Below are 25,454 nucleotides of genomic sequence, written 5' to 3'. Positions count from 1 at the left end.
CCGGGCTTCAGGCCAGCAATTGCTGGATCTGTTCCTGCAGGCTGTTGAGGTCGAAGGGCTTGGCCAGGATCGGCGCCTTGCGGGTGATGGGGCTGCCGCATTCGAGGATTTCGTTGGGGTAGCCGCTGATGAAAATCACCTTCAGATCCGGACGCAGCTTCACGGCGGGCTCGGCGATCATCACCCCGGTGATCCCGCCCGGCAGGCGGTAATCGGTGATCATCACGTCCAGGTGCGGCTTGCTGGCGAGAATCTCGAACGCCTGCTCGCCATTCTCGGCCTGCAGCACCCGGTATCCCAGGCCCGACAGGTAGTCGGCCAGAAGCATCAGGATCACTGGTTCATCTTCGACGATCAGTACGACGTCTTGTGCATCTTCACTCATGGAAAACCTTTGCTCGGTCAATTGCTGCTGTTACGACCATTGGGTCACGCAGAGGTTGCGTGCGCGTTACGCTTTTAATGATTCACCGGCCAACGGGCCTCTACAGGGGCAGGCTGACGCGAAACAGCGCGCCCTCGCCGATCCGGCTCTCGACACTGATGGCACCACCATGGGCGGTGACGATCTGCTCGGAAATGAACAGCCCCAGGCCCAGCCCCGCCGCCACGTGGTTGGCACTGACCCGTTCGAACTGCTGAAAAATGCGCTTCTGGTTGTCTTCGCTGATACCGATGCCGTGGTCACGCACCTCGACCCGAGCCTCGCCGTCCTGGGCATAGACCCGCACTTCGATCGGGCTCTTGGCGCCGTAGCGCAGGGCGTTGGTCAGCAGGTTGGAAACCACCTGTTCGATGCGGAACTCGTCCCAGTTGCCCTCCAGGGGCTGCTCGGCCTGCAGGCTCAGGGACGACTGCGCCGCTTCCACCTGAGGCGCGAAGTTTTCCACCAGCCCGCGCACCAGCTGCGCCAGATCGAACCGCGAGGGGCGGATCGACAGCTTGCCGGTACGGATGCGCGAGATGTCCAGCATGTCCTCGATCAGGCGGATCAGGCTTTTGATCTGGCGCTCGTCGCGGTCGACCATGGCGTGCATCTTGTCCAGGCTGAAGGCCGCGGCGTTCTCCCGGGCCAGGTGCATCTTGCGCAGCTGGGTCTCGAGAATCAGGCCATTGAGCGGCGTGCGCACTTCGTGGGCGACGATGGACATGAAGTCATCGCGCATGCGCACCGCCTGCTCCAGCTCGTTCTGGGTGGCCTGGAGCTTCTGGAGCAGCGCTTCCTGCTCGCGCCGGCTCTGCTCCAGGGCCTCCACCTGCTGCTTCATGGCCTTGCTCTGGCGGTACAGGTCGACGAATACGTTGACCTTGCTCTTCACCGCGTGGATGTCCAGGGGCTTGTGCAGAAAGTCCACCGCCCCGCTCTCGTAGCCCTTGAAGGCGTAGTTGAGCTCGCGCCCGGCGGCGCTGACGAAGACGATGGGAATGTTCTTGGTCTTCTCGGTGCCGCGCATCAGCTCGGCCAGCTCGAAGCCGTTCATGCCGGGCATCTGCACATCGAGGATAGCCATGGCGAACTCATGCTGGAGCAGCAGCGACAAGGCTTCGTCAGCCGACAGCGCCTTGTACACCGTACGGTCCTCGCGCTTGATCAGCGCCTCCAGGGCCAGCAGGTTCTCCGGCAGATCGTCGACGATCAGCAGCTTGGCTTGAATATTACTTAACATGGGTTCCTTCCAGCTCGGCAAGCAGACGGCTGATGCCGCGCAAAGGGAGAATGTAGTCCGGTTGATGCAGGGCCAGGGCGGCGTCCGGCATGGTCGAGACATGGGCCTCATTGGGGTCCTGGACGATGGTCAGGCCACCCTGGCGCTTGACCTCGGCCAGGCCGCGGGCGCCATCCTGGTTGGCCCCGGTCAGGAGTACCGCGGCCAGGTTCCGGCCATAGGCATCGGCGGCGGACTCGAACAGGTAGTCGATGGCCGGGCGTGAGTGATGCAGGCGTTCTTCCTGGCTCAGGGACAGGCTGCGGTCCTGCTCCACCGACAGGTGATAGCCGGGCGCGGCGAAGTACAGGGTGCCAGGCACGATCTGCTCCTTGTCGTCGGCTTCCTTCACCGCCAGCGCCAGACGCCGGTCGAAGACTTCGGCCAGCTGGCTGCGGCGCTCGTCGGGCAGGTGCAGGACCACGATCACCGGCAGGCGGAAACCCTGGGCGAAACCGCTGAACAGCTTCAGCAAGGCTTCGACCCCACCCGCAGAGGCCCCTACCACGATCGCCTCGATCTGCGGCCAGAAACCCTGGCTGACAATCTCCTGGCTCATGTCTTGCGATAGATCCGTTCTTGTTTGACCAAGGGCTCGAAGTGCTTGCCATAGGCGGAGAAGTCCAGGGTTTCCTTGCTGCCCAGCACCAGGAAACCACGATGGCAGAGGGACTCGTGAAACAGTCCGAAGGCACGATCCTGCAATTTTTTATTGAAATAAATCAATACGTTACGACAAGAAATTAATTGAGTTTCAGAGAATACACTGTCGGTCGCCAGGCTGTGATCGGCGAAGGTCACGTTCTCGCGCAGGCTCTTGTCGAAGATCGCGTAGTCGTAGGCCGCGGTGTAGTAGTCGGCAAAGGAGCGCTGGCCGCCGGCCTGCTGGTAGTTGTGGGTGTAGGCCCGCACGTTCTCCAGGGAAAAGATGCCTTGCTTGGCCTTCTCCAGGGAGCTGGGGTTGATGTCGGTGGCATAGATGATGGTGCGCTCCAGCAGCCCCTCTTCGCGCAGCAGGATGGCCATGGAGTAGACCTCCTCCCCGGTGCTGCAGCCGGCGATCCAGATCTTGATCGAAGGATAGGTCTTGAGCAGCGGCACCACCTCCTGGCGGATCGCCAGAAAGTGCGACGGGTCGCGAAACATCTCGCTCACCGGAATGGTCAGGAACTGCAGCAACTGCATGAACGCGGTTGGGTCGTGCAGCACCCGCTCCTGCAACGCAGAAATGGTCTTGCATTCGAACTGGCGCAAAGCGTGGTTGACCCGGCGCTTGATCGAGGCACCCGAGTAGTCGCGGAAGTCGTAGCTGTACTTGAGGTAAATAGCTTCGATCAGCAAACGCAGTTCGATCTCGGTATTCCGCTCCACTAAATTCTTTCCATCTTGGGTAGCCACACACGGATAAGGGAAAACAGCCGGTCCAGGTCAATGGGCTTGGCCAGGTAATCGTTGGAGCCGGCCTGCAGGCAGCGCTCCTGGTCATCCTTCATGGCCTTGGCGGTGACCGCGATGATCGGCAGCTTGCGCCAGCGCGGATCCTTGCGGATCTGCACCGTGGCTTCGAAACCGTCCATCTCCGGCATCATCACGTCCATCAGCACCAGGTCGATATCCTCGACCTCATTGAGCCTGGCAATGGCTTCATGGCCGTTACGGCCGATCACCACTACCGCGCCCTTGTGTTCCAGGGCGCTGGTCAGGGCAAAGATGTTGCGCACGTCATCATCCACCAGGAGGATCTTGCGGCCCTCGAAGACCTTGTCGCGGCTGCGGGCGGTCTTGAGCATCTTCTGCCGTTCATGGGACAGCTGGGATTCGACTTTGTGCAGAAAAAGCGTCACTTCATCCAGCAGGCGCTCCGGCGAGCGCGCGCCCTTGATGATGATCGAGCGCGAATACTTGCGCAGCTCGGCCTCTTCATCCCGGGTCAGGTTGCGCCCGGTGTAGACGATCACCGGCGGGAAGGAGCAGATATCCTCGGTGGACATGCGCTTGAGCAGGTCGTTGCCGAGCATGTCCGGCAGCTTGAGGTCGATGACCATGCAGTCGTAGACGTTCTCGCGCAGCAGGTCCAGGGCATCCTGGGCCAGGCCCACGGCGGTGATCTCGATGTCATCGTCGCCGATCAACCGGGCAATGCTGTCGCGTTGCAGGTCGTCGTCCTCCACCAGCAGCACGCGCTTGACCTTCTGCGTCAGCTTGGCTTCCAGGCGGGCGAAGACATCCTTGAGCTCCTCGCGGGTGGTGGGCTTGACCGCATAACCCACGGCGCCCATGTGCATGGCCGCTTCCACCCGGTCTTCTACCGAAATCACGTGCACCGGGATGTGCCGGGTCTGGGCGTTCTCCTTGAGGCGCTGCAACACGGTCAGGCCCGAGTGGTCCGGCAGGCGCATGTCCAGCAGGATGGCGTCCGGGATGAACTGGGCAGCCAGGCTGTAGCCTTCGTCGGCGCCGTGGGCCACCAGGCAGTGGTAACCCAGCTCGTGGGCCAGGTCGAAGAGGATGTGGGCAAAGTTCGCCTCGTCTTCCACCACCAGGATGCAACGACTGCTGAACGGCGCCTTGTCGCGGTCATCGGCGAAGCGCGGAATGTCCGCCCCCGGGGCCTCGACCACCGGCTGCGGCAGGCTGGCAGGCTGAGGCGCGGCCACGGGCGCGACTGGGGCCGGCGGCGCCACCAGCGGCTCGGCGGCCTCCTGGTACTGCTCCGGCAGCACCAGGGTGAAGATACTGCCGCGGCCGGGTTCGCTGCTGACGCTGATGGAGCCGCCGAGCAGGGTCGCCAGATCCCGGGAGATCGACAGCCCCAGGCCGGTGCCGCCATAACGCCGGTTGGTGGTGCCGTCGGCCTGGCGGAAGGCCTCGAAGATGCTTTGCTGCTGATCCTGGGCAATGCCGATCCCCGAATCCTGCACGGCAAAGGCGATACCGGCCCCCGGCTGAGCGGACACCGTGAGGCTCACCTGGCCCTTCTCGGTGAACTTGACCGCATTGGACAGCAGGTTCTTGAGAATCTGCTCGACCCGCTGGCGGTCGGTGAACAGCATCTGCGGCGCTCCCGGTTGCAGCTCCACCTTGAATTCCAGGCCCTTGTCCTGGGTCAGCGGCTGGAACAGGCTGCGCAGCCCGTCCACCAGGCGCGGCACGCTGGCGTTCTCCGGGCGCACTTCGAGCTTGCCGGCCTCGACCTTGGAGATGTCGAGGATGTCGTTGATCAGGTTCAGCAGGTCATTGCCCGCGGAATAGATCGACTCGGCGAACTTGACCTGCTCGGGGCTGAGGTTTTCCTGGGGGTTTTCCGCCAGCAGCTTGGCCAGGATCAGCGAACTGTTGAGCGGCGTGCGCAGCTCGTGGGACATGTTGGCAAGGAACTCGGACTTGTACTTGCTGGAGCGCTGCAACTCTTCGGCGCGCTCCTCGAGCTGGGTCTGAGCCTCGTTGAGCTCGTTGTTCTTGCGGTCCATGGCGTCGCGCTGATCGGCCAGGATCTGCGCCTGCTCCGCCAGTTGCTCGTTGGTCTGCTCCAGCTCCACCTGCTGGGTTTCCAGGTGCACCTGGGATTCCTTGAGGATCCGCGACTGCTCTTCCAGTTCCTCGTTGGCGGTCTTGAGCTCTTCTTGCTGCACTTGCAGCTCTTCGTTGAGCTGCTGGGTTTCGGCCAGCACTTCCTGCAGGCGCTGGCGATAACGCGCGGCCTCGATGGAGGTGCCGATATTGCCGGCAATCAGTTCCAGCAGCTCGACGTCGCGCTCGCTCAAGGCCCGCAGGAAGCCCAGCTCGATCACCCCGTTGACCCGGTCGTCGTCACGGGTCGGCACCACCAGCACGCTGCGCGGCGAACCATCGCCCAGGCCGGAGCTGACCTTGAAGTAATCGGCAGGCACCTCGTCCAGACGGATCAGGCGCTTGTGCTGCGCGGCCTGCCCCACCAGCCCTTCGTCACTGTACAGCGACTGTTCCTGGGCTTCCTGTTCCCGGGAGAAACCATAGGACGCCACGCGCCTGAGGCCACCGTGCTCCTCGCGTACATAGAGCGCCGCCACCGGTGTGCCCAGGTACTGGGCGCAGAATTGCAGGATGTTGCGCCCCAGCAGGTTCAGGCTCAGCTGGCCGAGCATCTGCTCGGCCAGTTCGGTCTGGCCGTTGCGCAGCCAGGCCTGCTGTTCCAGGCGCCGGGCGCTCTTTTCCTGGGCTTCGAGGTTGTCGCTGTAGCTCTTGGACAGTGCCAGCAGGTCACGACGGCCGATGTAGGCCAGTAGCGCGCTGATGCCCACCACGAACAGCAGGTACAGCACCACGCTGAAAATGGTGGTGCGCGTAACGTTTTCGTTACGCTCCAGGCGCAACTGCTGCTCCATGGCCACCGCGTCGTCGTATTCCTTGCGGATCTCGTCAGTCAGGCGCTTGCCACGCCCGGCCTGCACCGCCCCGCGGTAATCACCGCTCTGGCGGCGCAGGTCGATCATGCCCTGGGCAAAGCTGTTCCACTCCACCTGCAGGGCTTCCAGGCGCTTGAGCCGGTCCACCTGCTGCGGGTTGTCCGCCACCAACTCCTGCAAGCTGCGCAGTTCGCTGACAATGCGCGGCTTGGCCACTTCGTAGGGGTCCAGAAAGTGCTCGTCGCCAGTGATCAGGAAGCCGCGCATGCCGGTTTCCAGGTCGATGGTCAGGCGCGCCGACTCGTTGAGGTTGTTGATCACTCGATCAGTGTGCTGCACCCACTGGATCACCGAGAGCAGGTAGGTGATCAGGGATACGAAAAAAAACGCGCTGAGTACACCGACACCCAGCGGCAGGCTGATGTTGCGGGTCAGCAGCTTGCGGAAACTCTGTTCATCAACCGAGGACGGACGAATCATTTGATGGGCCTTGGCGCTGGTGAAAAAAAACGAAGTTTGCCCCACATTCAGCCAGGACAGCTATTTTTTATAACCAAGGTAGCGCTCGCTTGCGATTTGTCCTGCCGTGGGACAAAGGAAGCGGTTATTCTTGCCGACGCTTGTACAAGGGGATTTTTTTGTACAGCTTCGGGAACTTGTGGCAAGCCGGCACTTACTGATGCACAGGGCTGCCTGCCGCACTGCCCCGCCGAATTCATTTCTTGAGAGTGTCCCTATGCCCGCCAGCGCCTCCACCATCCTAGTCGTCGAAGACGATGCCATCGTGCGCATGCTGATTGTCGATGTCCTTGAAGAACTGGAGTTCAGCGTGCTGGAGGCCGACGGCAGCGAAGCGGCCCTGAGCCTGCTGGAGGACGCCGGGCAACATATCGACCTGCTGATGACCGATGTCGGCCTGCCCGGGATGAACGGCCGCGAGCTGGCGGAGCGTGCCCGCACCCTGCGGCCGCAGTTGCCGGTGCTGTTCGCCAGTGGTTACGCCGAGTCCATCGAGGTGCCGGCCGGCATGTCGGTCATCGGCAAGCCGTTCTCCATCGACCAGCTGCGCGACAAGGTGCGCAGCATTCTCGGCTGAGGCCAGGCAGCCTGCTCGGGCGCTGGCGCGCTGTGGTTTAATGGCGGCCTTTTTTACCCCCCGCCTGCCAGGAATGCCCGCTCATGAGCCCCACCGCCGCAACCAAAGTCCTGATCATTGGTTACGTCTGGCCCGAACCCCGCTCCTCCGCCGCCGGCGGGCACATGATGCAGATCCTCCAGAGCTTCCTCGAACAGGGCTGGGAGCTGACCTTCAGCAGCCCGGCCAACGAGGGCGAACACAAGGAAGACCTGACGGCCCTGGGCATTCGTGAATGCCCGATCGAACTCAACAACGCCAGCTTTGACCGTTTCGTCGCCGAGCTGGCACCGGATATCGTGCTGTTCGACCAGTTCATGATGGAGGAACAGTTCGGCTGGCGGGTGGAGCAGCATTGCCCGAATGCCCTGCGGGTGCTGGAGACCTCCGACCTGCAATGCCTGCGTCATGCCCGGCACCAGCGCCTCAAGGATGTTCTCAAGGAGGGCACCGAGGAAGACGACTTCAGCCCGCTGTTCGCCCAGGCGCCGGAGCAGGAATTCCAGCACATGGCCGTCACCGACCTGGCCAAGCGCGAGATCGCCGCCATCTATCGCTGCGACCTGAGCCTGATGATCTCCGAGGTGGAAATCGAGCTGCTGGTGCAACAGTTCCACTTGCCGCCGGCCCTGCTGCACTGGTGCCCGCTGATGCTCGAGCAACTGCCGCAGGGCTTTGCTCCCTTCGAGCAGCGGGCACACTTGCTGAGCATCGGCAACTTTCGCCATGCGCCGAACTGGGACGCCGTGCTGTGGATGAAGAACCGCGTATGGCCGCTGATCCGCCAGCAATTGCCCGGCGCGCAATTGCACCTGTACGGCGCCTACACCCCGCCCAAGGCCGCGGCGCTGCACAACCCGGCCCAGGGCTTTCACATCATGAACTGGGCCGAGGATGCGCTGCAGGTGATGAGTGCAGCGCGGATCTGCCTGGCGCCCCTGCGTTTCGGCGCCGGGATCAAGGGCAAGCTGCTCGATGCCATGCTTTGCGGCACGCCCAGTGTCACCACCCCGGTGGGCAGCGAATCCATGTCCCAGGACGGCCTGCCATGGCCGGGGGCGGTGGCTGAATCCGCCAGTGGCCTGGCGGCGGCCGCGGTGCGCCTCTATCAGGACCGGCAGCTGTGGGAGCAGGCCCAGGCGGATGGCCGGCAGTTGCTCGAAGCGCGCTACCGCCAGCAAGTCCACGGCCCGGCGCTGATCCAGCGCCTGCAACACTGCCGCCAGCACCTGGAGCAACAGCGCCGGGACAACTTCACTGGCGCCATGCTGCGTCACCACCATCACAAGAGCACCCAGTACATGGCGCAGTGGATCGAAGCGAAAAACCGCCCGGCCTCCTGACCCTTCTTCGCTGGCGCACTGCCGGCGGTGCGCTTGCCGGCGAACAGGCCCTGGGATTTGCGCCGAACGTGAGGCCGCCTTCGCTGGCAAGCCAGCTCCTGCAGCTGGCGTGATGTCGGCGGTGTTCTTGCAGGAGCCGGCTTGCCGGCGAACAGGGCGCCAACCCTGAGAACGCCCTCTCTGGTGCGCGAGCGGGCCACGAGGCATTATCAGCCGGGCCTACAACAAGAACAGGCCCGCGCCATGAGCCGACCCGGCAAGATCACCGACCCCTCCTATGAGTTGATGGACGACCACAACGGCCTGTCCATCATCTATCGCCAGCACGGCTTCCCCTGCCCTCTGGTGCGCTGGCATTTCCACAAGGAATACGAGCTGCACCTGATAGTCGCCAGCTCCGGCAAGGTGTTCATCGGCGACTACATCGGCAACTTCTACCCGCAGACGCTGTTTCTCACTGGCCCCAACCTGCCCCACAACTGGATCAGCCAGGTGGCCGAGGACGAAGTGGTGGCCAAGCGCGACATGCTGGTGAACTTCACCGATGAGCTGTTCGACAGTGGCAGCCAGGTGTTCGCCGAGCTGAAGAACCTCAGCCCGCTGCTGGAGCGGGCGCAGTACGGCATCGAGTTCCGCTGCCCGCAAACCATCGCCCAGGCCCTGCCGCTGATGCAGCGCATCGCCGACTCCAGCGGCATCACCCGCCTTGGCTACTTCCTCATCCTCATGGAGCTGCTGGCGGCCTGCGACGACTACCAGTTGCTGTCCGGCGCCACCAGCGTGCAACTGGCGGACGAACACAGCGTCGACCGCACCAACCGCGCGGTGGACTACATCTTTGCCCACTACGCCCGGGAGTTGCCCTTGGAGGAAGTGGCCGACTACCTGGGCATGAAGCCCAGCTATTTTTCCCGGGTGTTCAAGCAGGCCACGGGGCGCTGCTTCGTCGAGTTCGTCAACCGGCTGCGCATCAGCAAGTCCTGTGAACTGCTGGCCGACGGCGACAAACCGGTGACCGACGTGTGCTTCGAGTCGGGCTTCAACAACATTTCCAACTTCAACCGGCGCTTCCAGCAGCTCAAGGGCATGACCCCCTCCCACTACCGCCGCCTGGCGGTGCAACGCCTGACCGAACAGAACCTCGGCTGAGTACCCACGCTCGGCGCAGGGCTCAAGGGCCTCTTCGCCGGCAAGCCGGCTCCTACAAGAGCCCCCCAATATCACGCCAGCTGTAGGAGCTGGCTTGCCAGCGAAAGCGCCCCCACGCCCGGCGCAGGGAACAATCGCCCCCCCCAGAGCCAACAAACCGGTCTAGGCTTGGTAAACGAGACCCGTTCAGCTTCCGTTCAGCAGTTGTCAATAATCTTCATTTAGCAATGAGTATCATTATGTTACAAATTACCCCCTAGCCTATTTGCCCACCGGTGCTGAATGCTCGTTCCATTTCTGATCATGTTGCGCGAAGGGATTGAAGCCGCGCTTATCGTTGGCATCATCGCCAGCTACCTGAAACAGACTGGCCGTGGCCAGTGGATGCCCGCCGTGTGGATCGGGGTTTTCCTCGCCGCGGCCCTGGCCCTGCTGGTGGGCGGCGGCCTGGAACTGATGAGCGCCGAATTCCCGCAGAAGCAGCAGGAACTCTTCGAAGGCATCGTCGGCCTGGTGGCCGTCGGCATCCTCAGTTCCATGGTGTTCTGGATGCGCAAGGTGGCGCGTTCGATCAAACATTCCCTGCATGTCTCCCTGGACCACGCCCTGGCCGGCTCCAAGCACCAGGTCACGGCGCTGATCGCCATGGTGTTCTTCGCCGTGGCCCGCGAAGGCCTGGAAACCGTGTTCTTCCTGCTGGCGGTGTTCCAGCAGAGCGAAGGCCCGGGCGCGCCCATAGGCGCCCTGCTGGGCCTGATCTCAGCGATCATCGTCGGCTTCCTGATCTACACCGGCAGCATGCGCCTGAACCTTGGCGCCTTCTTTCGCTGGACCGGGCTGTTCATCCTGGTGGTGGCCGCCGGCATCCTCGCCAATTCGGTGCAGGCCCTGCATGAAGCCGGGGTCTGGAACCACCTGCAGACCGTACTATTCGACTTCAGCGCCAGCCTGCCCATGGATGGCCCGGTGGGTTCGGTACTGGCCGGCATGTTCGGCTACCAGGACGCGCCCACCATCAGCACCCTCGGCGCCTATGCGCTGTACCTGGCCGTGACCCTGGTGCTGTTCTTCCTGCCCGGCGGCGCCCCAGCCAAGGCGCCCGGCTCAACGTCTTCCGTTTCCAGTCAGTAAGGCTCCCCATGACCCAGCAAGCCTCTCCCCAGGCCTCGCCTCCCCGCGCTCTGCGCTGGGCGGTTGCCGGTTCGGTGATCGTCATGATCGCCGCCGGCGGGCTGTTCTACTACGCCTCGCAACTGGCCGCCAGCAAGCGCCAGGCCCACCAGGGCGAGATCACCGTGACCATCCACCCCAAGAATTGTGAACCCAACGCGCTGACAGTCCCGGCCGGGCGCGCCAGCTTCCGCATCGTCAACCGTTCGGATCGCGCCGTGGAGTGGGAAATTCTCGACGGCGTGCTGGTGGTGGAGGAACGGGAAAACATCGCCCCGGGCCTGAGCCAGGTGATCAACGCCAACCTGCAGCCAGGGGACTACGCCATCACCTGCGGGCTTTTGAGCAACCCCCGCGGCACCCTGCACGTGACCCCGACCGCCGAGTCCGACGCCCAGGCCAAGGCGCGGCCGTCGATGGTGGCCTTTATCGGCCCGCTGTCGGAGTTCCGGGTCTACCTCAGCACCCAGGGCAGTGTCCTGGTCAAGGCAGTGAACGCCTTGCAGCAGGCCATAGACGCCGGCGACCTGAAACAGGCCCAGGCGCTTTACCTGCCGGCCCGCGCAGCCTATCAGCGCCTGGCCCCGGCGGCTCAGCGCCTGGCCGAGCTGGACAACACCATCAACGCCCGTGCCGATTATTTCGAACAGCGCGAACAGGATCCGGGCTTCAGCGGTTTCCACCGCCTGGAATACGGCCTGTTCCAGAAAAATGACCTGGCAGGCCTGGCTCCCGTAGCTCAGCGCCTGTCCAGCGACGTGGTCAGCCTCAAGGAACAGTTGCTGGCCCAGACCCTGCCACCGGAGCAATTGGTGAGCATCATCGCGCGCAACATGCGCAGCCTGGCCGACCTGCGGGCCAGCAGCGGTGAAGAGGAACGCTACAGCCACAGCGACCTCAACGGCTTTGCCGCCAACCTGGAAACCACGCGCAAGGTCATCGACCTGCTACGGCCGCTGCTGGCCAAGTCCGCGGCCCAATTGCTACCCCAGGTGGACAGCGCCGCCGATGCCCTGGCCACTCGCCTGGCCAGCCTGCGCGACGGCTTCGGCTATGTGGCCTACGACCAGGTCGACGCCCGGCAGCGCAAAGAGATCGCCGACAAAGCCAAGGCCCTGGCCGACGCCCTCGACGCTATTGATCCCGCACTTGGCCTTTCCGGCCTGTAACAAGACGAGTTTTCAATGAACGATTCAGATCAGTCCAATCCGTCTTTTTCCGCCCAGCGTCGGCGCGTGCTGCTGGGCATGGGCGCCGCCGGCGTGGCCCTGGCCGGCAGTAGCCTGAGTTGCCCGGCCATGGCCGCCGCGCCCGCCCAGGTCACCGAAGCCCCCAGCAGCGACAAGACCCAGGACCGCCACGACTTCCATGGCCAGCATCAGAGCGGCATCGTCACCCCGCGCCCGGCTGCGGGCATGCTGGTGTCCTTCGATGTGCTGGCCAGCGACCGCGACGACCTGGAACGGCTGTTTCGCACCCTCGACCAACGCATTGCCTTTCTCATGCGCGGTGGCCCGGTGGCCCAGGTGGACCCGAAGCTGCCGCCCTTGGATTCCGGCATCCTCGGCCCGGTGGTGACCCCGGACAACCTGACCATCACCGTCTCGGTGGGCGAATCGCTGTTCGACGAGCGCTTCGGCCTGGAGGCGGCCAAACCCAAGCGCCTGATCCGCATGGTGGGCTTCCCCAACGATGCCCTGGAGCCCGCCTGCTGCCACGGCGACCTGAGCCTGCAGTTCTGCTCCAACACCGCCGACACCAACATCCACGCCCTGCGCGACATCGTGAAGAACCTGCCCGACCTGCTGCTGGTGCGCTGGAAACAGGAAGGCAGCGTACCGCCCCAGGCCCCGGCCAAGCCCGGCGAGCCGGCGCAGAGTGCGCGCAATTTCCTGGGCTTTCGCGATGGCTCGGCCAACCCCGACTCCAACGACCCGAAGGCCATGCAGCAGATCGTCTGGGTCCAGCCCGGCAGTGACGAACCGGCCTGGGCGGCCCATGGCAGCTACCAGGCAGTGCGGATCATCCGCAACTTCGTCGAACGCTGGGACCGCACCCCGCTGCAAGAGCAGGAAAGCATCATCGGCCGGATCAAGACCAGTGGCGCGCCCATGGACGGCCAGAAGGAAAGCCAGGTGCCCGACTACGCCCGGGACCTCCATGGCAAGGTCACCAAGCTCGACGCCCACATCCGCCTGGCCAACCCGCGCACTGCCCAGAGCCAGCAGAACCTGATCCTGCGCCGGCCGTTCAACTACTCCAACGGGGTCAACAAGAACGGCCAGCTGGACATGGGCCTGCTGTTCATCTGCTACCAGGCCGACCTGGAGAAAGGCTTCATCGCCGTACAGACCCGTCTGAACGGCGAACCCCTGGAGGAGTACCTCAAGCCCACTGGTGGCGGTTACTTCTTCACCTTGCCGGGGGTCACCGGCGAAGAGGATTTCATCGGGCGTTCGCTGCTCGATGCCACCCGACCTAAAAGCACTGCCTGACACCCCTAACACAACAACCCCCACGGAAAAGTCCCATGAAAAAGTCGCCTCTCGCTGTGTTGCTGACCCTTGGCTTGCTCCACGCGCCGCTTTCGGCGTTCGCCGCAACTGCGCCCCTGGAGCTGGTGGGGCCGATCTCCGACTACAAGATCTACGTCACCGAGCAGCTCGACGAACTGGCCAGCCACACCCAGCAGTTCACCGATGCGGTGAAAAAGGGCGACCTGGCCGCCGCCAAGAAGCTCTACGCGCCGACCCGGGTCTACTACGAGTCGATCGAACCGATCGCCGAGCTCTTCAGTGACCTGGACGCGTCCATCGACTCCCGGGTCGACGACCACGAGAAAGGCGTCAAGGCCGAAGACTTCACCGGCTTCCACCGCCTGGAATACTCGCTGTTCTCGGAAAACAGCACCGAAGGCCTGGGCGAGCTGGCCGACGGCCTGAACAAGGACGTCAAGGACCTGCAGACCCGCGTCGCCGGCCTGACCTTCCCGCCGGAAAAAGTCGTGGGTGGCGCCGCCGCGCTGCTGGAAGAAGTGGCCGCAACCAAGATCTCCGGTGAAGAAGACCGCTACAGCCATACCGACCTCTACGACTTCCAGGGCAACATCGACGGGGCGAAGAAAATCGTCGACCTGTTCCGTCCGCAGATCGAGAAGCAGGACAAGGCCTTTGTCGCCAAGGTGGACAAGAACTTCGCCACGGTGAACAAGATCCTGGCCAAGTACAAAACCCCTGACGGCGGCTTCATGACCTACGACAAGGTCAAGGAAAACGACCGCAAGGCCCTGGTAGGCCCGGTCAATACCCTGGCCGAAGACCTCTCCACCCTGCGCGGCAAACTGGGCCTGAACTGAGCCCGGAACCCAACACGCCATCCTCCCTGTAGGAGCTGGCTTGCCAGCGAAAGCGGCCCTGGGTACAACCCCCGCCTCAAGGCCCCTTCGCCGGCAAGCCGGCTCCTACACAGGCAGAACAGCTCCCCGCCCCCCCGTAGGAGCTGGCTTGCCAGCGAAAGCGGCCCAGGGCACAACGCCCGGCTCAAGGCCCTCTTCGCCGGCAAGCCGGCTCCTACACAGGCAGAACAGCACCCCGCTACCCCCGTAGGAGCTGGCTTGCCAGCGAAAGCGGCCCTGGGCACAACGCCCGCCTCAAGGCTCTCTTCGCCGGCAACATCATCACGAATGCAGATAAGCCTGGGCTGTGACACGTTATCCCGTTAACGTTCACGGCCCATCGACTTTCATGGAAGACCCTTCATGCCTCGCTCCACAGCCGCCAGCGCGCCGCTGACCGTCAGACCCTTCTCGCTGGTTCCACTGATGGCCGCCTATATGGCCTGCACCATGTCGATGATGGCCTTCGTCTCGCTGATCGGCCCGATCTCCCGGGCCCTGCACCTGGAAACCTGGCATGCCGGCGCGGCCGTCACCGTTTCCGGGGTGATCTGGATGCTCCTGGCACGCCCCTGGGGCCAGGCCAGTGACCGCTTCGGCCGGCGCCGGGTGCTGCTGCTGGGCACCGCCGGCTTCACCCTCGCCTACTGGGCCTTGTGCCTGTTCATCGACCTGTCGCTGCAGTCGCTGCCCAGCGTCGCCATGGCCTTTCTCGGCCTGATGCTCGGCCGCGGCTTGATCGGCGCCTTCTACGCGGCGATCCCGGTGGGCGGCTTCGCCCTGATCGCCGATAACGTCGAGCCTCAGCACCGCGCCCGTGCCATGGCCACCCTGGGCGCCGCCAACGCCGTGGGCCTGGTGCTGGGCCCGGCGGTGGCCGCGCTGCTGGCGCGCTACAGCCTGAGCCTGCCGTTCTACGCCATGGCGGTGCTGCCGTTGCTGGCATTCCTGGTGCTGCGCTACCAACTGCCGCGCCAGGAACTGCACCTGGCCCAGGCCCCGACCCGGGTACGCCTGGGCGACCCGCGACTGCGCCGGCCCATGGTGGTGGCCTTTGTCGCCATGCTCTGTGTGTCGGTGGCCCAGATCACCGTCAGCTTCTATGCCCTGGACCGGCTGCACATGAGCCCCGCCGATGCCGCCCAGACGGCCGGGGTGGCCCTGGCCATGGTCGGCGTGGCGCTGATCTGCGCGCAGTTGGTGGTGCGCAAGCTGGAATGGCCGCCGCTGCGGATGATCCGCTACGGCGCCCTGCTGTCCGCGCTGGGTTATGCCGGCAGCATGCTGGTGGACAGCGCCTGGGGCTTGTGGCTGGCGTTCTTTGTATCGGCGGCAGGCATGGGTGGGGTGTTTCCGTCGTTCTCGGCCCTGGCGGCGAATGCCGTAGAGGCCTCGGAACAGGGCGCGACTGCCGGCAGCATCGGCGCCGCCCAGGGCCTGGGCGTGGTCATCGGGCCCATGGCCGGCAGCCTGATCTACGCTATCGAACCGCGCCTGCCCTACCTGCTGGCGGCGGTGCTGCTGGTACTGATCGCCATCTGGCCCGCCCCGCAGCCCAAAGACCTGTAGCCGCTGCTGCAGGCTGCGAACGGCTGCGAAGCAGACGCCGCTCTTGAGGTTGCTGAAGGCCCTGCGGACCTTTGCGCAGCCTCGCAGGCTCGGCAGCGGCTACAGGTACTGCGCTGTTTTTGTAGCCGCTGCCGCAGGCTGCGAACGGCTGCGAAGCAGACGCCGCTCTTGAGATTACTGAAGGTCCTGTGGACCTCGGCAGCGGCTACGGGTTAAAGCATGCGGTAGAGCAAGCGCTCGATGCGCACGCGGCTGACCCGGCGCAGGAACTTGCCCACGGCCTCGGGGTAGTCCACCAGGCTGTCCAGGTACTGAAAGTGCTCGATACGGCGGGTGTGGCGATAGATCTCGGCCTGTTCGGCGTTGCGCGCCTGCAGCAGCTCGCCCTTGGGGTCGTCCAGCAACAGGGCGTTTTCCAGGTCCAGGCGGAAGGCCCGCGGGTTGAGGTTGTTGCCGGTGAGCAAGGTATAGCGCTCATCGACCCACATGCCCTTGAGGTGGTAGGTGTTGTCACCGTCACGCCACAGGTGCAGGTTCAACTGGCCGTTGTCGATCACTTTCTGATGCCGCTTGGCAAAACGCCGCAGGCTGATTTCATACAGATAAGGCAGCGCGGCGATCACCTTGAACGGCTCGCTGGGCGGGATATAGAAGTCGTTGGCGGTCTTGTCGCCGACGATAATGTCGATCTTCACCCCGCGCTCCAGGGCCCGGTTGATCTCCCGGGTCACCGGCAGCGGCAGGTTGAAATACGGGGTGCAGATGGTCAGCTGGCGCTGGGCGCCGGCAATCAGCTCGCAGATCACCCGGTTCAACGGGTTGCCCTTGCCCACCCCGAGCAACGGGCTGACCGACAGCCCGCTCTTGTCCAGGCCACCGGCAGTGGTGTCGTAGGTGGCGTGCTTGAGGCGGCTGCGCAGATCGCCGATGTCGTTGCGCAGGCTGCGGGTGGTGGGCAGGTTCGGCAGGTCCAGGCGGTGCACTGCCCGCGACTCCACCAGGCCGTGCTGCACCAGGTGGTGCATGGAGTCGGCCAGCGCCTGGTTGTGCAGCAGGTGGTAACGGTCGAAGCGGTACTTGTCGAACTTGTGCAGGTACACGTTGTTCAGGCTGGCGCCGCTGTAGAGCACGCAGTCGTCGATGACGAAACCCTTGAGGTGCAGCACCCCGAACAGCTCGCGGGTCTGAACCGGCACGCCGTAGATCGGCACTTCGCTGGCGTGAGTGCGGGTCATTTGCTGGTACCAGGCCGAGTTGCCCGGCTGCTTGCCGGCACCGATCAGGCCGCGCTGGGCCCGCAACCAGTCAACCACGACCACCACTTCCAGCTCGGGGCGGGCGGCCTTGGCGGCGTGCAGGGCATCGAGGATTTCCTGGCCGGCTTCATCCTGTTGCAGGTACAGCGCGACGATATAGATGCGCCGGCGGGCCTGGGCAATCTGCTCCAGCAGCGTGCGGCGAAACTGCGCAGCGCCGGTCAGCGTGGTGAAAGCCTCGGCGGCCAGTGGGAAGCTGCGCAGCTTGGGCAGCAGGGAACGTTTGAAAAGCGACGGCATTAGGGCTCGCAGTGGCTCAAATCCAAAGAGCGCAAGAGCTTACACCATGGACCGGCCGGAGTCCCCTGCCTGGCATGTATAACGCCCTCCCTCAGCAAAGCACCCGCCCGCTGTGCGCAGGAGCCGGCTTGCCGGCGAATGGGCCCCCAAGCCCTGTGCAAGGCGCAATGACACCTTCGCTGGCAAGCCAGCGCCTACAAGGGTAATGGCCAGTTTCGAAGAAAATTCAAGAATGCCATTGACCAAGGAGAACGATCGTTCTACTGTTCGCAACATGAACGAAAACATGCACTCTGAAACCCGAGACATCATCCTCGATGTCACCGAGAAACTGATCTACCAGAACGGCATTGCCGCCACCGGCATGGATCTTCTGGTGAAGACCGCCGGCGTCTCGCGCAAGAGCGTCTACCGCTATTTCACCAACAAGGACGAGTTGGTGGTGGCCGCCCTGGAGCGTCGCGATCAGCGCTGGATGCACTGGTTCTGCAGCGCGGTGAACCAGGCCGCGACCCCGGCCCTGCGCCTGTTGGCGCTGTTCGACGTGCTCAAGGACTGGTTCGCAACCCCCGGTTTTCGCGGCTGCGCCTTTATCAACACCAGTGGCGAAACCGGCGACCCGCAAGACCCGGTGCGCCAAGTAGCAAAACGGCACAAGCAGAACCTGCTCGACTACGTGACCGAGCTTTGCCAGGAACATGGCGTGCAACATCCTGAGGAACTGGCAGCGCAACTGCTGATCCTGATCGATGGCGCCATTACCGTTGCCCTTGTGATGGGCAATCACAGTGCTGCTGATAATGCGCAATGCATGGCGCGAAAGTTATTGGACCTCTGATTGTTTTAAACAAGAGCAGCCTCTTTGTTTGAACAGCAACTTTCATTGGAGACAGATCATGTCGTCTAACGCTCAAGTGCGCCCGCCCCTTCCGCCTTTCACTCGCGAGTCGGCGATTGAAAAGATCCGCCTGGCCGAAGATGGCTGGAACTCCCGGGACCCGGAGCGGGTATCCCTGGCCTATACCCTGGATACCCAATGGCGCAACCGCGCCGAGTTCGCCCACAACCGCGAAGAGGCCAAGGCGTTCCTGACCCGCAAATGGGCCAAGGAACTGGATTACCGCCTGATCAAGGAACTGTGGGCCTTTACCGACAACCGTATTGCCGTGCGCTACGCCTACGAATGGCACGACGACTCGGGCAACTGGTTCCGTTCCTACGGCAACGAAAACTGGGAGTTTGACGAACAGGGTTTGATGGCCCGGCGCTTTGCCTGCATCAACGACATGCCGATCAAGGCCCAGGAGCGCAAGTTCCACTGGCCCCTGGGCCGCCGGCCCGACGATCACCCGGGCCTGAGCGAACTGGGCCTGTAATCACCACCGCCTCTGCCCTTGTAGGAGCTGGCTTGCCAGCGAAAGCGCCCTCTAGCCCGGCACAAGGCTCCGAGGCCCGTTCGCCGGCAAGCCGGCTCCTACGAAAAAACACACCGCCTCTGCCCCCGTAGGAGCTGGCTTGCCAGCGAAAGCGCCCTCAAGCCCGGCACAAGGCTGCGAGGCCCATTCGCCGGCAAGGGGCGGCTTCAGGCGGCGGCTTCCTGTTGCTTGGACCGCACCCGGGCCTCCAGCTCGCGTACCAGGGGCAGCACGCGCTGGCCGAAATACTCCACCTCTTCCTGGAAATGCAGGAACCCGGCCAGTACCAGGTCCACACCCACCGCCTTCAACTCCACGATGCGCTGGGCAATCTGCTGTGGCGTGCCGATCAGGTTGGTCTTGAACCCGTCGTTGTACTGCACCAGGTCCTCGAAACTCGACTTGGCCCAGTTGCCCTCGCCTTCGGGGGACGCCTTGCCGGCCTGCCGGGCGGCGTCACCGAAGGCATTCACCGCCTCCGGGTCGGCCTGATCGATGATTTGCTGCAACACCGCCCGCGCCTCCTCCTCGGTGTCCCGGGCGATCACGAAGGCGTTCACTCCGATCTTCACCGAGTGCTGGTTGGCCGCGGCCTTGGCGCGGATGTCATCGACCTGGGCCTTGATCCCCTCGACACTGTTGCCGTTGGTGAAGTACCAGTCCGAAACCCGGGCCGCCATGTCCCGGGCAGCCCGCGAGCTGCCGCCCTGGAAGATCTCCGGCTGGCCCAGGGGCTTGGGCTTGAGGCTGTAGTGGTCGAAGCGATAGAAATCGCCCCTGAAGGTGAAGGCATCCTGGCTCCAGACCCCGCGCAGGCAGCGAATGAATTCCTCGGACCGGCGATAGCGCTCGTCGTGCTCCAGCCAATGCTCGCCAATGGCCTGGAACTCACCCTTGAACCAACCGCTGACGATGTTCACCGCAATACGGCCATTGGTCAGTTGGTCGATGGTCGCCAGTTGCTTGGCCGCCAGGGCCGGCTGCCAGGGCCCGGGCAGGATCGCCGCAATCACCTTGAGCTTGTCGGTAGCCGCCAGCAGTGCGTGGCTGAAAGCCACCGACTCGTGCTGGTACTCGGCGCCATAGCCGGCGGTGAAGCGGATCTGGGTCAGGGCGTATTCGAAGCCGGCCTGCTCGGCGATCTGCGCCAGCTTGCGGTTGTAGTCGATGCCCCAATGGGTGCGTTGCTCGATCTTGCTGACCACCAGCCCACCGCTGACGTTGGGCACCCAGTAGGCAAATTTCACGGCTTGCTGACTCATGGTTCGGTCCTCGGGACTTGGGAAAGTACCTCGGAGCAGAGCAGCAAGCGTGCCAGGGCCTGGAAGCCCTCGGCGCGTAGGCCGCCAGACGCCGTGTGGAGCCTCAAGCACGCCTTCTCCCGGGCAATGGCTGAGGCTCGCTGCCTGCGGCGGCGCGGGGCCGGCCAACCCTGGAAACGGGCTGTTTTGTTGATGAACTGTTGGCGGAGCAACAGTTGCAGGCGCTCTGCCGGAGCCCTTGCCCCGGCAAACCGGCGTTTGCGGCTTCGGCATGGTGTGTGCAATCGGCCTGGACCCTGCAGCGCTTTTTTCTGCCGAACCCAGGAGCTACACCATGACTGAACACCAGGTAATCAATCCGCTGTCCGTGGGGGTCGACTACGAGACCCTGGCCGCAGGCTTTCGCCCGATCTTCCAGCGCATCGCCAGTGGCGCGGTGGAACGGGAACAGCAACGCAAACTGCCCTACGAGCCCATCCAGTGGCTCAAGGAATCCGGATTCGGCGCGGTACGGGTGCCGCTGGAATATGGCGGTGGCGGCGCTTCCCTGCCCCAGCTGTTCCAGCTGCTGATCGAGCTGGCCGAGGCCGACGCCAACGTGCCCCAGGCCCTGCGCGGGCACTTTGCCTTTGTCGAGGATCGGCTCAATGCCACGCCCGGGCCGGGCCGGGACCTGTGGTTCAAGCGCTTTGTCGAAGGCGATATCGTCGGCTGCGCCTGGACCGAAATCGGCGCCGTGGACATCGGCCAGGTCATCACCAAAGTCTCTCCGGATGGCGAAAAATGGCGCCTCAACGGCGAAAAGTTCTACAGCACCGGAAGCATTTTCTCCGACTGGATCGATGTCTATGCCCAGCGCACGGACACCGGTGGCGACGTGATTGCCGCGGTGCGCACCCGCCAGCCGGGCATCGAGCAGAGCGACGATTGGGACGGCTTCGGCCAGCGCACCACCGGCAGCGGCACCTCGCGCTTCCAGGACGCTGAAGTGGACGCCGAGAACATCATCGACTTCGCAACCCGCTTCAAATACCAGACCGCTTTCTACCAGCTGGTGCTGCTGGCGACCCTGGCCGGCATCGGCCGCGCGGCGCTACGTGATGTGGCCCACGAAGTGCGGGTGCGCAAGCGCATCTACAGCCACGGCAACGCGCCCCAGGCCAGCGCCGATGCCCAGGTGCAGCAGGTGGTGGGCGAGATCGCGGCCCTGGTGTATGCCGCCGAAGCCGCCGCCCTGCGTGCTGCAGCCCCTGCGCAACAGGCCTACCTGGCGCGCTTTGCCGGGGATCCGGCCCAGGAGCGCGCGGCCAATGTGGCGGCGGAAATCGAATCGGCCACGGCCCAGGTGGTGGTCACCGAACTGGTCCAGCGCGCCACCAGCGAGCTGTTCAATGCCCTGGGGGCTTCGGACATTCGCCAGGGCAAGGCCCTGGACCGGCACTGGCGCAATGCGCGCACCGTGTCTTCGCACAACCCGGTGATCTACAAGGCGCGGATCGTCGGCGACTGGAAGATCAACGGCAGCGAGCCCCCCTTTGTCTGGCAGATTGGCAACGGCCCCCAGCGCTGACCTCAGGCACCGCCCCCCGTAGGAGCTGGCTTGCCAGCGAAGGCGTCATCCAGGCGAGCGCTCGGCCCAGCGGCCTCTTCGCCGCCAAGCCGGCTCCTGCAGCGAAATCTCGGCGCACCGCCCCGTAGGAGCTGGCTTGCCAGCGAAGGCGTCATCCAGGCGGGCGCTCGGTTCAGGGAGAGGCATCCGACCAAGGTCGAGGCGGTCGCGCGGCGGGCTGGGTTGCAGGTAATATGGCGGACTTTCGCGCAGCCCCCTTTGCGCTTCTCGCCGAAATAAGCCGACCCCATGCCCTTCGAACTCAGCGTAGACCTGACCACCCTCGCCATTCTCGCCCTCGTGGCCTTCATCGCCGGTTTCATCGACGCCATTGCCGGCGGCGGCGGCCTGCTCACCACCCCGGCCCTGCTCACCGCCGGCCTGCCGCCGCACCTGGTGCTGGGCACCAACAAACTCAGCTCGACCTTCGGCTCGGCCACCGCCAGCTTCACCTTCTATCGGCGCAAGCTGTTCCACCCCAGGCAATGGACCCACGCCATTGTCGGCACCCTGGTGGGCGCCCTGACCGGGGCCATCGTCGCTCACTACCTGCCGGCGGAATGGCTGAACAAGATGCTGCCGGTGATCGTCTTCGCCTGCGGCCTGTACCTGCTGTTCGGCGGCACGCCCAAGGCGCCACTGGACAGCGACGCACCGATCAAGAAGAAGTGGCAATCGAGCCAGGGCTTCAGCCTGGGCTTCTATGACGGCGTGGCCGGCCCCGGCACCGGGGCGTTCTGGACCGTGAGCAGCCTGCTGCTCTACCCCATCGACCTGGTCAAGGCCAGCGGCGTGGCCCGCAGCATGAACTTCGTCAGCAACATCGCGGCGCTGTCGGTGTTCGTGTTTTCCGGGCAGGTGGACTGGATCATCGGCCTGTGCATGGGCCTGTCGGTGATGGTCGGGGCCTTCTTCGGCGCACGCACCGCCATCAGCGGTGGTGCCAAGTTCATTCGCCCGGTGTTCATCACCGTGGTCCTTGGGCTGACCGTGCGCCTAGCCTGGCAGCACTGGTTCAGCGTGGCCTAGGCGGCGCGCCACATAGAGATCGATCAGGTAGCGGGCAATCGAGCGCGAGGCCGGCAACGGCGGTAGCGCATGGACGCTGAACCACTGGGCGTCCTCGATCTCGTCTTCCTGGGGAATGATCTCGCCGCCGGCGTATTCGGCGTGAAAGCCCAGCATCATCGAATGGGGGAACGGCCAGCATTGGCTGCCCACGTACTGGATGTTCCTGACTTCGATGCTCACCTCTTCGCGCACCTCGCGAATCAGGCAGTCCTCCGCCGACTCGCCCGGCTCGGCAAAGCCTGCCAGGGTGCTGTAGACCCCGGTGACGAAGCGCGGCGAACGAGCCAGGAGGATTTCGTCACCGCGGGTGATCAGCACGATCATGCTCGGTGAAATGCGCGGGTAGCTGCGCAGGTCGCAAGGCTGGCAATACATCGCCCGCTCCCCCGGCACCTGGGCCATGGGCCGCCCGCAACTGCCGCAGTACCGGTGCTCCCGGGCCCAGGTGCCGATCTGCGCGGCATAGCCCAGGACCTTGTACAGGGTGTGATCGCCCTCCAGCATGAAGGCCCGCAGGCCTTTCCAGCCGCAGCCCGGCACTTCGGCCCGGGCGCTCAGTTCCAGCAGGTACACCGGCTCGCCATCGAGATGGCCGATGCCGTGTTCCGCCAGCAGCGGCAGGTCCTGGCCCTTGAGCCAGTGCCGGGGGAACAGCGCGCCGTTGTCGTCATAGAGAAAGCCGTCCGGGCCGCGGGCCACGGCCCAGCCGCCGGGAAGGTCGGTGTCGAGTACTGCGGTGGTCCAGCGTTCAATCATCGTCAATCAATCCAGAAATTCGGGTTTCTGTTTGCTCATGTGGGCGGCGATGGCCACGCGCAAGTCGTTGGACTGCAACATGGCAGCGTTCCAGGTGGCGACATATTCCAGGCCGTCATCAATACGGTGGTCACGCATGTAGCTGAGCATTTCCTTGGTGCCGCTGACCGCGATCGGCGACTTGGCGGCGATCTCCCGGGCAATTCCCATGACCCCGTCCAGCAGGTTTGCGGCATCGCTGTAGGTCCGGTTGACCAGGCCAATGCTGCGTGCTTCCTCGGCACCGAAGGTGCGCCCAGTGTAGGCCAGCTCGCGCAGGATGCCGTCGCCGATGATACGTGGCAAACGTTGCAGTGTGCCGACATCCGCAGCCATGCCGATATCGATTTCCTTGATCGAGAATTGCGCATCGTCCGCGGCGTAACGCATGTCGCAGGCGCTGATCAGGTCGATGGCGCCCCCCAGGCAATAGCCCTGGATCGCCGCCAGCACCGGCTTGCGGCAGTTGTCCACGGCGTTGAACGAGGCCTGCAGCTGGAAGATCTTGCGCCGCAGCAGGCGCGCGTTGCGGCCCACATCCTTGCCCAGTTCGTTGGCCACCCCGGCCAGCATCATCAGGTCGATGCCCGAAGAAAAATGCTTGCCGGCACCGCTGAGCACCACCACGCGCACTGCGTCGGTGTCGTCGATCCAGCGGAAGATCTCGACGATCTCGCTCCAGAACGCGGCGTTCATGGCGTTGATCTTTTCCGGGCGGTTGATCTGCACATGGGCGATGTTGTCAGCGAGTTCGACGCGAAAGGCTTGGTATTCGGACATGGCAGTGATCCTTTACTGGGCAGAAAATGAGGGCCGAACTATAGCAAGTGGCGGCGGCGGGCCGTAAGGCAGCGCATCGGCCAAAAGCGGGACTGGCCACCGCCCCTGCGGGAGCCGGCTTGCCGACGAAGAGGCCCCTGAGCCGAGAGCCCCTGCGGATAACGCCTTCGCTGGCAAGCCAGCGCCTACATGGGGGCGATGTGGGGGTGATGAGCTCAGCCTTGCCTGATGCAATAGAAGGCGGCGGTCGTGTAAGGCACGGTGACCTGGGCCTTGCCCCGCAGCTGCGGCTCGCTGTCGATCAGGGCGGCGATCTGCCGGTCCACGGCCTCGCGCTCGGCCTGGGGCAAGGCGGCGATGAAGCTGGTGGAGCGCACACGGTTGAAGATCACGTCCTCCGGCGTGCCGCTGTGGCCCTGGGTGAAATGCTGTTCCTGCAGGGGCCCGAAACCCGGGTGGGGAAAGGCCTGGCGCCAGGCACCGGTGTAATAGCGCGGGGTATCGGCCTGCAAGGCATTGACGATGGCGTCCAGGCGCGCCACCCAGGGCACCCGGGCATCCCGCAGGTTCCACACCAGGGCCAGCTTGCCGCCGGGCTTGAGCACGCGATGGATTTCCTCCAGTGCCGCGCGGTGGGCAAACCAGTGAAAGGCCTGGGCACAGACCAGCACATCCACCGAGGCATCCTTGAGCGGCAGCGCCTCGGCGCTGCCCTCCAGTACCTGGGCCTCGGGCTGGGCCGCCGCCAGCCTGGCGCGCATTTGCTCGACCGGCTCCACCGCGATCACCTGGGCCCCCGTGGCCAGCAAGCGGCCGGTGAACTTGCCGGTGCCGGCGCCCAGGTCCACCACCACCCTGCCCGGCCCGAGGCCCAGCGTCTCCCGCAGCCAGGGCTCAAGGGCTGGCGGATAGTCCGGCCGGCCCCGCACATAGGTATCGGCGGCCTGTTGGTAGCCGTCGGCCGCAGCATGATGAATCGCCTGATCGTTCATGGATGAACCTCCTCATTGCGGGTGAGTACGAACAGGATAAACCGTGCCCGACAACAGACAGCATGAAACTCCTGTCAGTTGCACCCCCGTTGCAGGAGCAGGCTACAGGAGCTGGCTTGCCAG

22 protein-coding genes are annotated in these 25,454 nt (G+C 64.3%); 12 read left to right on the top strand and 10 right to left on the bottom strand.

The window, feature by feature from the left end; translation table 11 throughout:
• Nucleotides 1-7 precede the first annotated feature (7 nt).
• The 5 genes from ACUXVH_RS15750 to ACUXVH_RS15730 form a co-directional block, all read right to left on the bottom strand.
• On the bottom strand, nt 8-385 hold the full coding sequence (locus ACUXVH_RS15750; protein WP_011061530.1) for a response regulator: 378 nt from the start codon (nt 383-385) through the stop codon (nt 8-10).
• Nucleotides 386-485: 100 nt separating this feature from the next.
• Nucleotides 486-1,667 carry a hybrid sensor histidine kinase/response regulator gene (locus tag ACUXVH_RS15745; protein WP_011061531.1) on the bottom strand — a complete coding sequence of 394 codons (1,182 nt, stop codon included), beginning with the start codon at nt 1,665-1,667 and terminating at the stop codon, nt 486-488.
• Complete coding sequence (locus ACUXVH_RS15740; protein ID WP_011061532.1) at nt 1,657-2,265, bottom strand: chemotaxis protein CheB; 609 nt, start codon at nt 2,263-2,265, stop codon at nt 1,657-1,659. Before ACUXVH_RS15740 ends, ACUXVH_RS15745 begins: the two co-directional genes overlap by 11 nt.
• The gene (locus tag ACUXVH_RS15735) at nt 2,262-3,077 is read right to left on the bottom strand and encodes a CheR family methyltransferase (protein ID WP_011061533.1); all 816 of its coding nucleotides are present in this window, start codon (nt 3,075-3,077) and stop codon (nt 2,262-2,264) included. The genes ACUXVH_RS15740 and ACUXVH_RS15735 overlap by 4 nt, the downstream gene beginning before the upstream one ends.
• Nucleotides 3,077-6,571: a response regulator gene (locus ACUXVH_RS15730; protein ID WP_065364726.1), complete on the bottom strand. Its 3,495-nt coding sequence runs from the start codon at nt 6,569-6,571 to the stop codon at nt 3,077-3,079. Before ACUXVH_RS15730 ends, ACUXVH_RS15735 begins: the two co-directional genes overlap by 1 nt.
• 256 nt (nt 6,572-6,827) lie before the next feature.
• On the opposite strand from ACUXVH_RS15730, the gene ACUXVH_RS15725 reads away from it, so the two are divergent.
• The 8 genes from ACUXVH_RS15725 (at nt 6,828) to ACUXVH_RS15690 (ending at nt 15,851) form a co-directional block, all read left to right on the top strand.
• Nucleotides 6,828-7,187, top strand: coding sequence for a response regulator (locus tag ACUXVH_RS15725; RefSeq protein ID WP_011061535.1), 360 nt, complete (start codon nt 6,828-6,830; stop codon nt 7,185-7,187).
• A gap of 83 nt (nt 7,188-7,270) precedes the next feature.
• On the top strand, nt 7,271-8,569 hold the full coding sequence (locus ACUXVH_RS15720) for a glycosyltransferase (protein ID WP_065364161.1): 1,299 nt from the start codon (nt 7,271-7,273) through the stop codon (nt 8,567-8,569).
• 243 nt (nt 8,570-8,812) lie between these two features.
• Nucleotides 8,813-9,718, top strand: a complete 906-nt coding sequence (locus tag ACUXVH_RS15715) for an AraC family transcriptional regulator (protein WP_065364162.1) — start codon at nt 8,813-8,815, stop codon at nt 9,716-9,718.
• A gap of 282 nt (nt 9,719-10,000) precedes the next feature.
• Entirely contained in the window at nt 10,001-10,849 is an 849-nt protein-coding gene (efeU, locus tag ACUXVH_RS15710) for an iron uptake transporter permease EfeU (protein ID WP_015635789.1), read from the top strand.
• A gap of 8 nt (nt 10,850-10,857) precedes the next feature.
• Nucleotides 10,858-12,057, top strand: coding sequence for an iron uptake system protein EfeO (gene efeO / locus ACUXVH_RS15705; RefSeq protein WP_065364163.1), 1,200 nt, complete (start codon nt 10,858-10,860; stop codon nt 12,055-12,057).
• Between the two features lie 15 nt (nt 12,058-12,072).
• Entirely contained in the window at nt 12,073-13,383 is a 1,311-nt protein-coding gene (gene efeB, locus ACUXVH_RS15700; RefSeq protein ID WP_065364164.1) for an iron uptake transporter deferrochelatase/peroxidase subunit, read from the top strand.
• Between the two features lie 35 nt (nt 13,384-13,418).
• Nucleotides 13,419-14,243, top strand: a complete 825-nt coding sequence (gene efeO / locus ACUXVH_RS15695; protein WP_011061541.1) for an iron uptake system protein EfeO — start codon at nt 13,419-13,421, stop codon at nt 14,241-14,243.
• 402 nt (nt 14,244-14,645) lie between these two features.
• Nucleotides 14,646-15,851 (top strand): MFS transporter, encoded by a 1,206-nt coding sequence (locus ACUXVH_RS15690; RefSeq protein ID WP_011061542.1) that lies wholly within the window; start codon nt 14,646-14,648, stop codon nt 15,849-15,851.
• Between the two features lie 212 nt (nt 15,852-16,063).
• Here ACUXVH_RS15690 and pssA read toward each other — a convergent pair whose 3' ends face one another.
• Nucleotides 16,064-17,407 (bottom strand): CDP-diacylglycerol--serine O-phosphatidyltransferase, encoded by a 1,344-nt coding sequence (gene pssA / locus ACUXVH_RS15685; RefSeq protein WP_015635793.1) that lies wholly within the window; start codon nt 17,405-17,407, stop codon nt 16,064-16,066.
• Between the two features lie 274 nt (nt 17,408-17,681).
• Between pssA and ACUXVH_RS15680 the strand changes: the two genes are divergently transcribed.
• Nucleotides 17,682-18,245, top strand: coding sequence for a TetR/AcrR family transcriptional regulator (locus tag ACUXVH_RS15680; RefSeq protein ID WP_065364165.1), 564 nt, complete (start codon nt 17,682-17,684; stop codon nt 18,243-18,245).
• Nucleotides 18,246-18,303: 58 nt separating this feature from the next.
• Nucleotides 18,304-18,783 (top strand): nuclear transport factor 2 family protein, encoded by a 480-nt coding sequence (locus tag ACUXVH_RS15675; RefSeq protein WP_011061545.1) that lies wholly within the window; start codon nt 18,304-18,306, stop codon nt 18,781-18,783.
• A 206-nt stretch (nt 18,784-18,989) separates the two neighbouring features.
• On the opposite strand, the gene sfnG is transcribed toward ACUXVH_RS15675, so the two are convergent.
• On the bottom strand, nt 18,990-20,084 hold the full coding sequence (gene sfnG, locus ACUXVH_RS15670; protein WP_065364166.1) for a dimethylsulfone monooxygenase SfnG: 1,095 nt from the start codon (nt 20,082-20,084) through the stop codon (nt 18,990-18,992).
• Between the two features lie 334 nt (nt 20,085-20,418).
• Between sfnG and ACUXVH_RS15665 the strand changes: the two genes are divergently transcribed.
• Nucleotides 20,419-21,654: an acyl-CoA dehydrogenase family protein gene (locus ACUXVH_RS15665; protein ID WP_011061547.1), complete on the top strand. Its 1,236-nt coding sequence runs from the start codon at nt 20,419-20,421 to the stop codon at nt 21,652-21,654.
• A gap of 288 nt (nt 21,655-21,942) precedes the next feature.
• Complete coding sequence (locus tag ACUXVH_RS15660; RefSeq protein WP_011061548.1) at nt 21,943-22,722, top strand: TSUP family transporter; 780 nt, start codon at nt 21,943-21,945, stop codon at nt 22,720-22,722.
• Here ACUXVH_RS15660 and nudC read toward each other — a convergent pair.
• The 3 genes from nudC to ACUXVH_RS15645 all read right to left on the bottom strand — a co-directional run bounded on the left by nudC (nt 22,690) and on the right by ACUXVH_RS15645 (nt 25,331).
• Complete coding sequence (gene nudC / locus ACUXVH_RS15655; RefSeq protein WP_011061549.1) at nt 22,690-23,520, bottom strand: NAD(+) diphosphatase; 831 nt, start codon at nt 23,518-23,520, stop codon at nt 22,690-22,692. The two genes, ACUXVH_RS15660 and nudC, sit on opposite strands and share 33 nt — an antisense overlap.
• 6 nt (nt 23,521-23,526) lie before the next feature.
• Nucleotides 23,527-24,339 (bottom strand): crotonase/enoyl-CoA hydratase family protein, encoded by an 813-nt coding sequence (locus ACUXVH_RS15650; protein ID WP_065364167.1) that lies wholly within the window; start codon nt 24,337-24,339, stop codon nt 23,527-23,529.
• Between the two features lie 215 nt (nt 24,340-24,554).
• Nucleotides 24,555-25,331 carry a class I SAM-dependent methyltransferase gene (locus ACUXVH_RS15645; RefSeq protein ID WP_065364168.1) on the bottom strand — a complete coding sequence of 259 codons (777 nt, stop codon included), beginning with the start codon at nt 25,329-25,331 and terminating at the stop codon, nt 24,555-24,557.
• Nucleotides 25,332-25,454: the final 123 nt, after the last annotated feature.

It is taken from the genome of Pseudomonas sp. 8(2025) (assembly GCF_052665325.1).
The sequence above is the reverse complement of the archived record's forward strand: the minus strand, read 5'-3'. Positions and strand labels throughout refer to the sequence as shown.

Coding starts and splice junctions, on each gene's coding strand:
- ACUXVH_RS15750 (WP_011061530.1), bottom strand. CDS start 385: ATGAGTGAAGATGCACAAGACGTCGTACTGATCGTCGAAGATGAACCA.
- ACUXVH_RS15730 (WP_065364726.1), bottom strand. CDS start 6,571: ATGATTCGTCCGTCCTCGGTTGATGAACAGAGTTTCCGCAAGCTGCTG.
- ACUXVH_RS15645 (WP_065364168.1), bottom strand. CDS start 25,331: ATGAACGATCAGGCGATTCATCATGCTGCGGCCGACGGCTACCAACAG.
- ACUXVH_RS15665 (WP_011061547.1), top strand. CDS start 20,419: ATGACTGAACACCAGGTAATCAATCCGCTGTCCGTGGGGGTCGACTAC.
- ACUXVH_RS15660 (WP_011061548.1), top strand. CDS start 21,943: ATGCCCTTCGAACTCAGCGTAGACCTGACCACCCTCGCCATTCTCGCC.
- efeO (WP_065364163.1), top strand. CDS start 10,858: ATGACCCAGCAAGCCTCTCCCCAGGCCTCGCCTCCCCGCGCTCTGCGC.
- nudC (WP_011061549.1), bottom strand. CDS start 23,520: ATGATTGAACGCTGGACCACCGCAGTACTCGACACCGACCTTCCCGGC.
- ACUXVH_RS15690 (WP_011061542.1), top strand. CDS start 14,646: ATGCCTCGCTCCACAGCCGCCAGCGCGCCGCTGACCGTCAGACCCTTC.
- sfnG (WP_065364166.1), bottom strand. CDS start 20,084: ATGAGTCAGCAAGCCGTGAAATTTGCCTACTGGGTGCCCAACGTCAGC.
- ACUXVH_RS15725 (WP_011061535.1), top strand. CDS start 6,828: ATGCCCGCCAGCGCCTCCACCATCCTAGTCGTCGAAGACGATGCCATC.
- ACUXVH_RS15745 (WP_011061531.1), bottom strand. CDS start 1,667: ATGTTAAGTAATATTCAAGCCAAGCTGCTGATCGTCGACGATCTGCCG.
- ACUXVH_RS15715 (WP_065364162.1), top strand. CDS start 8,813: ATGAGCCGACCCGGCAAGATCACCGACCCCTCCTATGAGTTGATGGAC.
- efeO (WP_011061541.1), top strand. CDS start 13,419: ATGAAAAAGTCGCCTCTCGCTGTGTTGCTGACCCTTGGCTTGCTCCAC.
- ACUXVH_RS15680 (WP_065364165.1), top strand. CDS start 17,682: ATGAACGAAAACATGCACTCTGAAACCCGAGACATCATCCTCGATGTC.
- ACUXVH_RS15650 (WP_065364167.1), bottom strand. CDS start 24,339: ATGTCCGAATACCAAGCCTTTCGCGTCGAACTCGCTGACAACATCGCC.
- efeU (WP_015635789.1), top strand. CDS start 10,001: ATGCTCGTTCCATTTCTGATCATGTTGCGCGAAGGGATTGAAGCCGCG.
- ACUXVH_RS15740 (WP_011061532.1), bottom strand. CDS start 2,265: ATGAGCCAGGAGATTGTCAGCCAGGGTTTCTGGCCGCAGATCGAGGCG.
- ACUXVH_RS15720 (WP_065364161.1), top strand. CDS start 7,271: ATGAGCCCCACCGCCGCAACCAAAGTCCTGATCATTGGTTACGTCTGG.
- ACUXVH_RS15675 (WP_011061545.1), top strand. CDS start 18,304: ATGTCGTCTAACGCTCAAGTGCGCCCGCCCCTTCCGCCTTTCACTCGC.
- efeB (WP_065364164.1), top strand. CDS start 12,073: ATGAACGATTCAGATCAGTCCAATCCGTCTTTTTCCGCCCAGCGTCGG.
- pssA (WP_015635793.1), bottom strand. CDS start 17,407: ATGCCGTCGCTTTTCAAACGTTCCCTGCTGCCCAAGCTGCGCAGCTTC.